Consider the following 12,834-nt stretch of genomic DNA (forward strand, 5'->3'; position numbering starts at 1 on the left):
GGATGACCCTGCACGCAGACCCCCACCTCACGCTTGTCCGGCCGGTCCAGCCGCTGACCCCGGAAGGGTGCCAGGAGTGTCTGGCGCTCGGCTCCCCGTGGGTCCACCTGAGGCTCTGCCTGACCTGCGGGCACGTCGGCTGTTGCGACTCCTCGCCGAACAAGCACGCGCGCAGGCACGCGGCTGCCGTCGCCCATCCGATCGTGCAGTCGTTCCAGCCCGGCGAGGACTGGCGCTGGTGCTTCGTCCACGAGGCGTTCGTCTGATGTCCGGCGACCAGCCGCTGCCGGGCGAAGCACCGGTGCCGGAGGAAAAGGGCGAGGCCGCCTTCTGGGAGACCCCGGACATCTACGGCGCGTACCCGCGCCTCACGGACGACCAGATCGCACGTCTGGCGGAGCACGGGCAACGCCGGAGCATGGCGCCGAACGAGGTGCTGATCCGGGAGGGGGAGCGCTGCGAGACGTTCTTCGTCGTCCTCAGCGGTTCCGTCGCCGTCGTCGAGGACTACGGCACTCCCGAGGAGCACCTGCTGCGCGTGCACGGCCCCGGTCGCTTCATCGGCGAACTCGGCCTGCTGCACGGACAGGTGGCCTTCTACACCGCTGTCGCCAGGGAGCCCGGCGAGGTCCTCGTCGTCTCCTTGGACCAGTTGCGCCACCTGGTGGCCCGGGACTCCGGCATCGGGGACGTCGTGCTGCGCGCCTGTCTGGGCCGTCGCGCGCTGCTCGTCGGACAGGGCGCCGGCTTCCGCATCGTCGGCTCGCGCTACTCGCCCGACACCAGGCGGCTGCGCGAGTTCGCCGTCCGCAACCGGCTGCCGCACCGGTGGATCGACCTGGAGACCGACGAGGAGGCCGAGGAACTGCTGCGCCGCTTCGGCGTCGGCCCGGCGGAGACACCGCTCGTCATCTGGCGGGACACCACCCTGTTGCGCAACCCCAGCAACGCGGAACTGGCCCGGCTCATCGGCCTGCCGTCACTGCCCGCCGGAAACCGTCACGGCGACGTCCTCATCGTGGGCTCCGGACCGGCCGGCCTCGCTGCCGCGGTGTACGCCGCCTCCGAGGGTCTGAGCACCACGGTGGTGGAGGCGATGGCCACCGGCGGCCAGGCCGGCACGTCGTCCCGCATCGAGAACCTGCTCGGCTTCCCGTCCGGTATCTCGGGCGCCGAGCTCACCGAACGCGCCGTGCTCCAGGCCGACAAGTTCGGCGCCGGGATCAGCCTTCCGCTGGAGGCGACCGGTCTCCATGCCAAGGACGACGACCACTACGTCGTGGCGTTCGCCGACGGCAGCGAGATCGCCGCCCGCGCCGTCGTCCTGGCCATGGGCGCCCGCTACCGCCGGCTCCAGGTGCCCGGCATCGAACGCCTGGAGGGAACGAGCGTGCACTACTCGGCGACCGTCTACGAGGCCCAGCAGTGCCGCACCGACCCGGTGGCCGTCGTCGGCGGAGGCAACTCGGCGGGCCAGGCGGTGCTGTTCCTCGCCGGGTACGCACCGAAGGTGCACCTGCTGGTCCGAGGAGCCAGCCTGGACGCCAACATGTCCCGCTACCTGATCGACCAGGTCGAGCGCCATCCGCGGGTGGAGGTCATGCTGCACACCGAGGTCGCCGAGGTCATCGGCGAGAAAGTGCTGGAGGAGCTCGACGTGGTCGACAACCGCACGGGCGAGCACCGCCGGCTCGCGGCACGGAGCCTGTTCGTCTTCACCGGCGCCGACCCTCACACCGAGTGGCTCGCCGGCATCCTCGCCCTCGACTCCCGCGGCTTCGTCCTCACCGGGCCGGAGGCTCAGGAAGCCTGCGCCTCCCCCGAGGTGTGGCAAGGCCGCGGGCGCCCGTGCATGACCCTGGAGGCCAGCCTCCCGGGAGTCTTCGCGGTAGGGGACGTCCGCAGCGGCTCGGTGAAGCGGGTGGCCTCCGCGGCCGGTGAGGGCGCCATGGCCATCCACTTCGTGCACCGGCACCTGGGGCACTCGGCCGCACCCGGCACCACGGGCACGCCGGCTGCCGCGGGCCACTCGGACGTCTCCCCACGCATACGTCACAAGGAGTCCGCGTGGCTCGCATGACGAACGACGCCTCCTGTCCGTCGCCACGGCGGTGGTGGCCTGGCGGACACTCCGTGCGGGCACGAGAGGCCACCGGAGACGCCGGTGCCGAATGGGACGCCGGCAGACGGTGAGACGGATCAACTCGCTGCGCACAGTGGCGTGCTCACCAGTCGTCGGTGCGCCGTCGCGAGTCGAGGAGCGCCTGCTGCCGCTCGTTCACCATCGATCACCGCGGTCGGCCGGAGTCCCGAGCCCGCCGGCGGCGTCCTTCTCGGCGGCTAACGCGCCTTCAGCCTCTGGCTGACGGGAATGTGGGCGGAAGTGATCGTCATCGGGGTGCCGGTGACGGCGATGAGAGAGCTGCCCGGCCCGTGGCCACCGGACATCGCGAGGAAGCCGCCCTCGGGCTCCACCCGGTAGTCGGCGGAGGCGTGCGGGGACAGTACGGCCGGTCCCGAGGCGATCGTCCACCAGTCGGAGGCGCCCTGGCCGGTGCGGCTCGCGAAGTGCGGCTGGAGTGCCGTACCCGTGGTGTTGACGGCCCGGACGTCGATGGCGGTGACCCCGGTGTGTGCGCCGTGTTTTGCGAAGTGCGCCGCGAGGCTCATGCGCAGCGGCGGCGGGCTCGCGGCGGCGATCGCGACGCACGCGAGGGCGGGGGCGAGCAGGCCGGCCGCGACGACGGCCTTGGCGCGGCGGCGGGTGAGGCGGGGCAGGCGTGGCTGCCAGGCGGTGGCGAACGCGGCGGCCGGGACGGTGGCGGCGGCCGCGAGCCACAGCGGGGTCATCATCAGGAAGTAGCCGTCCTGCGAGCGGGTGGCGAGGTAGAACGCGAGCCACGGCAGGACGGTGAGGGCCGGGCCCAGCCGTCGGACGAACAGGAGGGTGGCCGCGAGGAGGCCGAGCAGGAGCAGTTGGCTGCCGTAGGAGTAGTAGTCGAGGCGGCTGCTGCCGTCGGTGAAGTAGTAGGAGATGCCCATCACGCCCTGGCCGTGCAGGATCGCCTTCTGCTCCAGTGGCAGCAGGATTCCGTTCAGCCACGCCGGGAAGTCCTGGACGGCGAAGTACGCGTTGGCCGCGGACCAGGTGAGGGCGGCGGTGGCCGTGTAGCGGGCGGTGACCGCGAGGGCGCGCCGGGGGCCGAGTTCGCCGCGCCGGACGGCGTAGAGGCCGATCAGGAGGAACGGGGCGAGGAACCAGGCGAGTTGCTGGGCGGCGCAGGCGGCGCCCAGACAGGCCGCCCGCAGGACGCCGCCTGGTCCGAGGAGGCCGCGCTCGCCCGTGCCGGGCCAGCGGACCACGACGGGGATCAGCAGGGCGAGGGTCGTGACGGCCGGGTAGCCGGCGTAGGCGTAGTGGGGCAGAAGGCCGAAGCCGAGGCAGACGGCCGTGCCGGCGGAGCGCCAGGGCGCCGGCAGCAGGAACCACAGCAGGACCGAGGAGGCCAGCAGCGCGGCGGTGGGGACCAGGGTCGCGGCTGCCGTGGAGTGGAGGACGGCGGCCACCGGTGCGGCCAGCAGGGCGGTCAGCGGAGGGTAGCCGTAGGTGTAGTCGGCGCCGCCGGACATGGTCTTGGTGATCCCGACGCCGTGTGTGCCGAACAACCAGGGCCACGGTTGGCCGTACACCGGACGGCCGTGCAGGATCTGGTGCGCGGCCTGGGAGGTCAGGGCGGCTTCGTCCGCGCCCGCGTGGTCGAGCAGGTAGCCGCAGATCACCAGTGCGACGGCGGTGACCAGTACCGCCGCGTCGACCCTGATCAGGGCCCGCCGGCTCGGTACGAGGAGGGCGAGGACGGCGCAGACGAGGATCGAGGCGTAGCAGACGGAGATGACGGCGGCGACCGGTGGACGCGAGTCCATCGCGGTCGTCCAGGCGGCGCGTGTGCCGATGAAGAGGCTGATCGCGGCCAGCAGGGTCATGCCCCGGTGCCACTGCTGGGGTCCGGCGTCCGGGACGCCGGGGGCCGGCGTCCGGGTGGGGGGCGGTGCCGCCAGGTGCGTCGTGGCACGGGGACGGATCTCGACGCCCGTTCCGCCCCGATGGCTGTCAGCCAAGATCTGCCTCCTCTGCCTCGTCCCCGCCGGGCGGCGACCGCAGGTGTGGGGCCGGCCGGTTCCGCCGGGCCGGAGGCTCGTCCGACCGCCCCGGCACGGAGTTCGCACTCCCGTCGTTCAGGGCAGGGACGCATGGGCGTCCCGTTTCGATCCTCTCCAGTTCACCTGGCGTCTACAAGGACGTAGTCGGTAAGCGGTTCGCGTGAAACCTCCCACCGACAAGGCACCCGTCTCTTACCGCCGCGTGCTGCTCGGTCCCGAAGTCCCGCCGGGGGCCGCGGAGTTCGACCGGACAGGGGGCGGGCGGAGTACCCCGGAACGACGAACACCGCGCCGGCTCACAGGGCCGAGCGGCGGGCCAGGAGCGCCAGGACCAGCAGTCCGGGGGCCATCGGCAGCCAGCCGGTCAGCAGGCGGTAGCCGATGACCGTCGTCACCGCCGCCGTTCCCGGCGCGCCGGCCGCCGTGAGCGCGAGAGCGAGCGCGGCGTCCAGAGACCCCAGCCCGCCCGGCGTCGGCAGCAGCGCTGCCGCACCACTGGCGACCAGGTAGGCCATGACCACGCGGTTGGCGGGGAGGCCGAGGCCGATCGCATGGATCACGGCGAGGACCACACCGGCATGCAGCAGGGCGAACGCGACCGACCCGCCCCACAGCGCGCAGGCCCGCGCTCGGCACTGGTGCACGTCCCGCACGTCGGCGAAGGCGCGGGCCACCAGTCGTCTGAGGCGGCCGCTGACCGCGGCCGCCAGGACGACGGCTCCGGCCGCCACCGGCAGCAGGACCAGGACGTGCGGGACCCGCACGGAGAGAGGGACCGTGCCCGGCGAGGCGACCAGCAGAGCCACGCCCATCGCACACCGCACCAGTCCGCCGACGGCCGCCTTCACCGCCAGTGCGGTCGCCGAGCGCCGGGTGGACAGCCCGCACCGCGTCAGGAACCGCAGGTTCACCACCGTCGCCCCGGCCCCCGCCGGGAGCAGGTGGTTGGCGGCGCCGGCCGCGAACTGCGCCGCCACCAGCCGCCCCCTGGGCAGCCGTTCGACCACCGCCCCCTGCTGTGCCACGGCCGCGCACACCCAGGTGCCCATGGCGGCGAGGCAGGCGAGCACCAGCCACTCCCGGTCGGCGGCGGCCAGCCGGTCGGTGCCGCTGTCCAGCGTGGCCCGGTGCGCGGCGAGCACCCAGCCGGCGGCGGCGAGCACGATCACGGTGACGCCCAGCTGGAAGTACGGGCGCCTGCCCATGGGGATCGGCAGGCTCTCGGTCGCGGTCACCACGCTCACCTTCCCTGCCGTGCACCGGGTGCCACGTACGCCCGGAGACCGCCGGCCTGTTCCGCGGGCCAGGTGCGCGCGTACGCGGGCGGGCGGCCCCCCGGTGGCGTGAGGACGGCGAAGGACGTGCGGTGAGCGGCGCGCCTCAGTTCGGCCACGGTGGTGCTGGCGTCGTGCCCCGCCGTCTGGGCGGAGCCGCAGCCGGTGTAGAAGGCGATCGGCACGGCGTCGTACCCGCTGAGCAGACAGGGCTGCCGTACACCGAGCGTATGGAGGGCGGCGGCGGTGCGGGACCAGTCGGCGCGGGAGGCCGCGGAGCCGTCCACCGTGTGCTCCAGGACGACGTACTGCACGGCCAGGTGACCCGCCACACCGATCGCCACCAGGCCGACGGCGACGGTGCGCGCCGTCCGGCCCGCCGAAGCGGTGACCAGGTGGGCGAGGCCGTGGGCGACGGGCAGGGCGAGCAGGGCGTAGGCGGGCAGCAGGAAGCGGGGGGCCGCGTAGCCGATGAGGAACAGGTAGGGGACGGCAGCCGTGACCGCGCAGGCCAGTGGAAGCAGCACGGGCAGCGCGCGCCGGGCGCGAACGGCGACCACCGCTCCCAGGACGGCGAGGAGCGGCAGCACGAACCACCACAACGTCACCACGGGGCTGGGGGCCGCTCCGGTGCAGGGCCGGCACAGAGTACGTCCGCCGAGACTGCGCAGCTGGTCGACCACCGCGAGGTGCCAGCCGAGTCCGCCCTGGATGGCGGAGGCGGCGGACAGGCGCTGAGCGAGGCCGCCGTAGCTCGTGTACGCCTCGATCACCCACTCGCCGGCACCGGCCGCCAAGCCCATGCCGAGCACGGCGAGCAGACGGGGCCGCCGCACGGAGAGAGCGAGCAGCGGCAGCACGACGTAGACCGCGTCCATCGGGCGCATCCACGCCATCAGCGCCGCGCCCGCGAACACCCCCCACCAGGCCGCCCGGTCCCGGGGGTTCGCGCGGGCCCGCAGGAAGCAGCCGACGCAGGCCAGGGCGCCGATGGCGACCCAGTAGTTGGGCATGGCCTCGGGACCGTAGAACAGCGTCACCCACAGCGAGGCGAACAGGGCGCCGGCCAGGGCCAGGACGCCGGGACCGAAATGGCCTCGCCAGACGCGCAGGGCGAGGTAGAGGGCGAGGCCGGACAGGACGGCCAGGTAGATCCGGAGCAGGACGGTGGAGTCGGACCACGACGCGACCGGCGCCACGAGGAGTGAGATGCCGCGGGAGCGGGGCGCGCTGAAGTAGGCGGCGGGAACGTGACCGCTGACCTGGCTGACGTAGACGGTCTCGTCCCAGCCGAGACCGAGATCCGGCCGTACGAGGACGAGCTGGGCGAGCGTGAAGGCGGCCGCCACGGCCCCGAGCCGGGGCTCGCCCCGGGCGCGCCGGGTCCGGACGGCCCGCGCGGGGAGGCCGATGCGGGGGACGCCGGTGGTCGTGGCGTTCGGGCCCTCGGTCATCGTGTGCCTCTCGTCGTCGCTCTCCGCCGGCCGCGGCGCCGGATCCTCCTGCAGCTCGCACAGGACATCCCACCCTACGGCTCGTAGGGTGAGAGGCGGGTGAGAGGACGGCCGTTCCGCTCGGCCCGCCCGTTGCCTTCAGCCGGCGCCGGGGCGGGCGATTCCCTGGTCGTAGGCGAAGATCACGGCCTGGACGCGGTCCCGGGCGCCGATCTTGGCCAGGACGCGGCCCACGTGCGTCTTCACCGTGGACTCGGCCACCACGAAGCGCGCGGCGATCTCACCGTTGGTCCAGCCCTTGCCGATGGCGACGAGGATCTCCCGCTCGCGTTCGGTGAGGGAGGCCAGCCGCGGGTCCTCTCCGGGGTCGCCCCGGCCGGCCGGCACGTGCCGGGCGTACTCGTCCAGGATGCGGCGGGTGAGGGCCGGCGCGATCACCGCGTCACCTCCGGCGACCGCGCGGATCCCGGCGAGGAGTTCGTCGGGGCGCGCGTCCTTGAGGAGGAAACCGCTGGCTCCGGCCCGCAGGGCGGCATGCACGTACTCGTCGAGGTCGAAGGTGGTCAGCACGAGGACCCGGGACCGCCCTCCGGCCCCGGCGATCCGGCGGGTCGCCTCGATGCCGTCCATGCCGGGCATCCGTACGTCCATCAGCACGACGTCGGGACGGAGTTCGGCGGTCCTGCGGACGGCCTCGGCGCCGTTCGCGGCCTCGCCGACCACCTCGGTCTCGGGCATGGAGTCGAGCAGCACCCGAAAGCCGTAGCGCTGCAGCTGCTGGTCGTCGACGATGAGCACGGTGGTCACCGGGTGCCTCCCTGCGGTGCCAGGTCGAGGACGGCCTGCACGGCCCAGCCCCCGTCGGCCGCGGGTCCGGCGCTCACGGTCCCTCCGTACAGCGCCGCTCGTTCGCGCATGCCCACCAGTCCGTGTCCTTCCTCGTTCCGTGGTCCGGCGGGTCCGGCCGGGCCGTTGTCCCGGATCCGGATGACGAGCCGTTCGTCCTCGACGACGACCGTCAGGTTCACCTGGGTGCCGGCGCCGGCGTGCTTCAGGGTGTTGGTCAGGGCTTCCTGGACGATGCGGTAGACCGTCAGCTGCATCCCGCGGTCCAGGGCGTCCACCTCGCCGACGGTGCGGTAGACGATCTCCAGTCCGGCGGTGCGTACGCCGTCGCACAGCGTCTCGATGTCCGCGAGGCCCGGCTGGGGGCTGAGTTCGGGTGCCTGCCGGGCGCCGTCCGACGCCTCGCGCAGGACGCCGAGCACCCTGCGCAGCTCGCCGAGGGCGGTACGGCCGGTGTCGCCGATGAGCTGGAGGGCCTCCTTGCCGCGTTCGGGAGCGGTGTCGGAGGCGTACGCGCCGGCGTCGGCGAGGGTGATGATGACGGACAGGTTGTGCCCGACGATGTCGTGCATCTCACGGGCCACCCGGGCGCGCTCCGTGGCGGTCGCGAGTCTGATGCGCTGGTCGCGTTCCGTCTCCAGCCGCGCCGCCCGCTCCCGCAGCCCCGCGAGCTGGGCCCGCCGGGTCCGCACCATCAGGCCGACGGCCAGGGCCGCGGTCGCCGTGCTCAGCAGGAAGAACAGGGCGTCCCAGACGGACACGGCCGGCGATACCCGCACCGCGACCAGCACCATCCCCGCGGCCATGACCGCACAGGCCCACGGCAGCCGGCGCAGCTGCCCGTGCAGAGCCAGGCTGTACAGGGCGACGAACAGGGCGACGTCCGCGCGCAGCACGGCATCCAGCGACCACTGCAGGACGAAGACCACGGCGATGGCGCCGAAGGCCGCCAGGGGCCGGCGCCGCCGCCACAGCAACGGCAGCACCAGCCCGGCCTGCAGGGCCAGCACGGCCGCCAGGGGGAGCTGGGTGAAGACGAACCGGAACCTGTGCCGGTCGTCCCCGTCCCCCGCGCCGCCCTGGTGCAGCAGGTCCGGCAGACAGAACATGAGAAGGACCAGCACCACCACCGCGGTGTCCAGCACCCACGGGCGGGCCCGGTCCGCCTGGCGGAGCCGCTGGCCGGCCCGGGCGAACCGGGCGACCAGCGGTCCCATCCCGCCGACGTCGTCAGTGATCATGCTGGTGGTCAAGGGTGTCACCTGCCCATGGTGCAGGCGGTCAGACGTCGCTGCGCACCAGCCGGTACGCCGCCCCCGCCAGCGCGAGCACCGTCCAGCCGAGGAAGACCAGCAGTCCGGCACCCGGCGACAGGGTCGTGGAGTCGTGCGTGAGGGCGAACATCGACTCGCCCGCGTTGGACGGCAGGTAGGGGCTGATGTTGTCCTGCCAGGAGCTCGGCAGCAGCGAGATCAGGCCCGGGACCAGCATCAGGGAGGCGACCAGGACCGAGATGCCGCCGGCCACCGACCGCAGCAGGGCACCCAGGGCGGTGCCGATGACGCCGACCAGGCCGAGGTAGAGCCCGGCGCCCAGCAGGCTCCGTACGACACCCGCGTGCGAGAGGCCCATGGCCGCGGGCGTGCCGGACACGATCTGGCTGCCGAACAGGAAGGCGACGAACGCGCCCAGTGTGGCCACCACCAGCGCGACCAGCCCGAACACGGCCGCCTTGGACCACAGCACGGGCAGCCGGCGCGGTACGGCCGTGAGCGTGGAGCGGATCATCCCGGTGGAGTACTCCCCCGCCGTGACCAGCACGCCGAGCACACCGAGGGCGAGCTGGGCGAAATTGGTGCCGAAGAGGGACAGGCTCAGGGCCGTCGCGGTGGCGAAGTCGCGGTCCTGGTGCGGGGAGCCGACGCCGGACTTGTAGTGGTTCGCGGCGATGAGCCCGAAAGCGATGAGGAAGAGCAGACCGAGGCCCAGGGTGATCCAGGTCGAGCGCAGCGACCACAGCTTGGCCCACTCCGAGGCCAGTACGCGCCGTCCGGTCACCCGGTACGCGGGACGGGCGGGGGCGGCCGGGGAAGCGTCGACGGGCGCGGTGAGGGTGCTCATGCCGCACTCCCCTCGGCCACGCGGTTCTCTATGCCGGTCGAGCCGTGGTATTCCACGGCATCCCTGGTCAGGTTCATGAACGCCTCCTCCAACGACACCGTCCGCGCGGTCAGTTCGAACAGCGCGATCCCGTTCTCGGCCGCCTTCAGGCCGATCTCCCGGGCACTGAGCCCGGTCACCTGAAGCTCCTCGGAGCCGGCCCGGCCGGTGATGTCGACACCGGGACCCGCCAGTGCCTCCCGCAGCCGCGCCGGCTCCTGGGTGGCCACCTGCACCGTGTCGCCGCCCGCCTCCCGGACGAGGTCCGCCACGGTGGTGTCGGCCAGCAGCCGCCCGCGCCCCACGATGATCAGATGGTCCGCGACCAGGGCCATCTCGCTCATCAGGTGCGACGACACGAACACGGTCCGGCCCTCGTCTGCGAGGGCCTTGAGCAGGTTGCGGATCCACAGGACACCCTCGGGGTCGAGCCCGTTGACCGGCTCGTCCAGCATCACCGTCTGCGGATCGCCCAGCAGCGCCGCGGCGATGCCGAGCCGCTGCCCCATGCCGAGGGAGAACGCGCCGGCCCGCTTCTTCGCCACGCTGCCGAGGCCGGCCAGTTCGATCACCTCGTCGACCCGGCGGCGCGGAATGCCGTGGGTCAGCGCGAGCGCCAGCAGGTGGTTGTAGGCCGAGCGGCCCGGGTGGATCGACTTCGCCTCCAGGAGGGCACCGACCTCCTGGAGCGGTGCCTGGTGGCCGGCGTAGTGCTGCCCGTTGACCGTCACCGACCCGCTGGTCGGCGCGTCGAGCCCGACGATCATGCGCATGGTGGTGGACTTCCCCGCGCCGTTGGGCCCCAGGAACCCGGTCACCGAACCCGGCCGCACGGCGAAGTCCAGCCCGTCGACGGCCGTCTTCTCGCCGTATCTCTTGGTCAGCTGCTGTGCGTCGATCATGCGCGTCTCTTCCTGTGGGAACCGGCGCCCGTCTGTCGCCCCTGGCGCCTCACCGACCACGCTAGGGGGCGAAACGCCTCGATTCGGTGGTACCGCGGGCTGATCCACACCCACCGGGTCGTACCGCGGTACTACACGTCAGTGCGCCCTTGGTCTCACCGGTCAGGTCACGCGCCGCTCGCTGCGGGTCCTGCCTTCCTGGACGTGTGCGTAGGCCATGAGGCCGAGCAGGACGGCAAGCAGGACCGCGGAAGAACCGAGGGTGCCGAGATCGAGGCCGCCCTTGGCGGCCGGCTTGGTCAGGAAGTCGCCCGCGGTGGCGCCGAGCGGGCGGGTGAGGACGAACGCGATCCAGAACAGCAGGACGTTCGGCACCACGGGCACCTTCATCAGGGCGACCAGTACGGCGAGCAGCCCGGTCACCAGCAGCGCGCCGCCCGCGTAGCCGAGGCCGGAGCTGTCGGACAGGAAGTCACCCATGGAGGTGCCGAGGGTGTTGGAGACGAGGATCGCCGACCAGAACAGTGCCTCGCCGCGGAAGGTGACGATGTCGCGGATCTGGAACGTCATCCCGCTCAGCCGCCAGATGGCGAAGACGACCAGCAGGAGGGAGATGAGGATCGCCGCGCCGGCCGGATAGCCGAGTCCGAGGCCCTGCGGTCCCCAGCCGAGCGAGGTGGCTCCGCCGGACAGGTACCTGGTGCTGGCGTCGCGGTTCATGAAGTCGGACATCGTGGTGCCGGCCATGCTGGTCGACAGGATGACCGTCCAGTAGAAGAACGGGTTGTAGCGGCGGGACCTGAGCTGGACGACGAGGGTCACCACGAAGATCAGGAACAGCGCGATCGTGGTGAGGAAGTAACCCAGCTTCAGGGTCTGGGAGAAGAGGTCGCCGGCCGTCTCGCCCAGGGTCGTCGCCGCGATCTTCATGATCCAGAAGACGAGGGTGACCTCGGGCAGTTTCTTCATCACCGATTTCGTCGTGCTCGCGACGTCGAGATCGGTGAGGTGGTTCGGCTGCTGCAAGGTGGGGGGCTCCTTGTGTGAAGGGGCGACCGCGGTGAGGCGACCGCGATCAACGACCTTGGCAGCGACAACCCGAACACCTCCTGAACGCCTGCTCCTTCCCTGTTCAGGCGGCGTGGCGCACGGTTTCCTGCGGCTGCGTGACGTCCTTCCGGGGCACCGCCGGACACACCACCGGACCGAGGACGGCACCGAGGAACAGCACGCTCGTGACGACGGCGCCCAGACCCGCTCCGCCGTCGCGGGCCGGTTGCGAAAGGCAGTCGCCGACGGCCGCGCCGAACGGGCGGGTGAGGACGTAGAGGATCCAGAAGCTCCACACCGCGCCCACGTCGAACGCGCGGTGTGCGAGGGCGACCGCGGCGATGACCAGGGCGAACAGGACCGCGGACAGCCAGTGGGCGAAGTCCGTCTGCGCGGAGACCAGGTCGCCGGCGGCGGTACCGGGCGCGAACGCGCACAGGACGGCGAGCCAGTGGAAGGACTCGCGGCCCGGGGTGTCGATGCTGCGGACGGACAGCGTCCGCTCGCGCCGGTACCAGGCCGTGAAGACCACCGCGAGGACGAGCGCGAAGACGATGGTGCCGGCCTCCGGCGGCACCCCCATGCCGTCGGTGAGACCGTCGCTGACCAGCGTGCCGACGACGCCGGTCAGCGCGACAGCCGCCCCGTACACGCCGGCACGGCAGGCGCCCGTACGGAACTGCACGACCAGGACGACCGGCAGCAGGACGCCCATCAGCACCGAGACTCCGGTCGGGCCGTGCCCGGCCTTCTCGTCGAGCAGGTCGGCGGCGGTCCCCCCGACCGACGTGCACGGCACCTTGGTGGTCCAGAAGCGGACGGTGACCTCGGGCACCTTGTTCCCGCGCGACCGGCGGCCCGAGGACGCCGCGGCATCGGCCGACGAGGCCGCCGTGGTTTCCGATGTCTCGTGCGCCATGAGGCCCGTGCCACGGACTACCTGAACACATCCTGACTGCCGAGAACGGCGGCCCTTCCAGCGGAGCT

Annotated in this window: 11 protein-coding genes; 2 read left to right on the forward strand and 9 right to left on the reverse strand. The window is 72.6% G+C overall.

Translation table 11 applies throughout. The annotated features are described in order from the left end of the window. The first annotated feature begins 2 nt into the window (after positions 1-2). A complete protein-coding gene (locus ACFY0K_RS22190; protein WP_390641269.1) occupies positions 3-266 on the forward strand; it encodes a UBP-type zinc finger domain-containing protein in 264 nt (87 codons plus the stop codon). Then, entirely contained in the window at positions 266-2,080 is a 1,815-nt protein-coding gene (locus ACFY0K_RS22195) for an FAD-dependent oxidoreductase (RefSeq protein WP_390641270.1), read from the forward strand. The genes ACFY0K_RS22190 and ACFY0K_RS22195 overlap by 1 nt, the downstream gene beginning before the upstream one ends. 260 nt (positions 2,081-2,340) lie before the next feature. Here ACFY0K_RS22195 and ACFY0K_RS22200 read toward each other — a convergent pair whose 3' ends face one another. The 9 genes from ACFY0K_RS22200 to ACFY0K_RS22240 form a co-directional block, all read right to left on the reverse strand. Beyond that, positions 2,341-3,984, reverse strand: coding sequence for a hypothetical protein (locus tag ACFY0K_RS22200; RefSeq protein WP_390641389.1), 1,644 nt, complete (start codon positions 3,982-3,984; stop codon positions 2,341-2,343). A 473-nt stretch (positions 3,985-4,457) separates the two neighbouring features. Beyond that, entirely contained in the window at positions 4,458-5,396 is a 939-nt protein-coding gene (locus ACFY0K_RS22205; RefSeq protein ID WP_390641271.1) for a lysylphosphatidylglycerol synthase domain-containing protein, read from the reverse strand. Between the two features lie 5 nt (positions 5,397-5,401). Then, a complete protein-coding gene (locus tag ACFY0K_RS22210; RefSeq protein ID WP_390641272.1) occupies positions 5,402-6,889 on the reverse strand; it encodes a hypothetical protein in 1,488 nt (495 codons plus the stop codon). A 138-nt stretch (positions 6,890-7,027) separates the two neighbouring features. Continuing rightward, a complete protein-coding gene (locus tag ACFY0K_RS22215) occupies positions 7,028-7,696 on the reverse strand; it encodes a response regulator (RefSeq protein WP_390641273.1) in 669 nt (222 codons plus the stop codon). Then, entirely contained in the window at positions 7,693-8,976 is a 1,284-nt protein-coding gene (locus ACFY0K_RS22220; RefSeq protein WP_390641390.1) for a histidine kinase, read from the reverse strand. The genes ACFY0K_RS22215 and ACFY0K_RS22220 overlap by 4 nt, the downstream gene beginning before the upstream one ends. Positions 8,977-9,016: 40 nt before the next feature. Further along, a complete protein-coding gene (locus ACFY0K_RS22225; RefSeq protein ID WP_390641274.1) occupies positions 9,017-9,856 on the reverse strand; it encodes an ABC transporter permease in 840 nt (279 codons plus the stop codon). Then, the gene (locus ACFY0K_RS22230) at positions 9,853-10,797 is read right to left on the reverse strand and encodes an ABC transporter ATP-binding protein (protein ID WP_390641275.1); all 945 of its coding nucleotides are present in this window, start codon (positions 10,795-10,797) and stop codon (positions 9,853-9,855) included. Before ACFY0K_RS22230 ends, ACFY0K_RS22225 begins: the two co-directional genes overlap by 4 nt. Before the next feature lie 162 nt (positions 10,798-10,959). Then, complete coding sequence (locus tag ACFY0K_RS22235) at positions 10,960-11,823, reverse strand: hypothetical protein (RefSeq protein WP_390641276.1); 864 nt, start codon at positions 11,821-11,823, stop codon at positions 10,960-10,962. Between the two features lie 106 nt (positions 11,824-11,929). Then, positions 11,930-12,766, reverse strand: coding sequence for a hypothetical protein (locus tag ACFY0K_RS22240; protein WP_390641277.1), 837 nt, complete (start codon positions 12,764-12,766; stop codon positions 11,930-11,932). Positions 12,767-12,834 lie beyond the last annotated feature (68 nt).

This window comes from Streptomyces sp. NPDC001507 (genome assembly GCF_042894765.1).
Taxonomy (GTDB): domain Bacteria; phylum Actinomycetota; class Actinomycetes; order Streptomycetales; family Streptomycetaceae; genus Streptomyces.

Coding starts and splice junctions, on each gene's coding strand:
- ACFY0K_RS22210 (WP_390641272.1), bottom strand. CDS start 6,889: ATGACCGAGGGCCCGAACGCCACGACCACCGGCGTCCCCCGCATCGGC.
- ACFY0K_RS22225 (WP_390641274.1), bottom strand. CDS start 9,856: ATGAGCACCCTCACCGCGCCCGTCGACGCTTCCCCGGCCGCCCCCGCC.
- ACFY0K_RS22230 (WP_390641275.1), bottom strand. CDS start 10,797: ATGATCGACGCACAGCAGCTGACCAAGAGATACGGCGAGAAGACGGCC.
- ACFY0K_RS22190 (WP_390641269.1), top strand. CDS start 3: ATGACCCTGCACGCAGACCCCCACCTCACGCTTGTCCGGCCGGTCCAG.
- ACFY0K_RS22240 (WP_390641277.1), bottom strand. CDS start 12,766: ATGGCGCACGAGACATCGGAAACCACGGCGGCCTCGTCGGCCGATGCC.
- ACFY0K_RS22195 (WP_390641270.1), top strand. CDS start 266: ATGTCCGGCGACCAGCCGCTGCCGGGCGAAGCACCGGTGCCGGAGGAA.
- ACFY0K_RS22200 (WP_390641389.1), bottom strand. CDS start 3,984: ATGACCCTGCTGGCCGCGATCAGCCTCTTCATCGGCACACGCGCCGCC.
- ACFY0K_RS22220 (WP_390641390.1), bottom strand. CDS start 8,976: ATGATCACTGACGACGTCGGCGGGATGGGACCGCTGGTCGCCCGGTTC.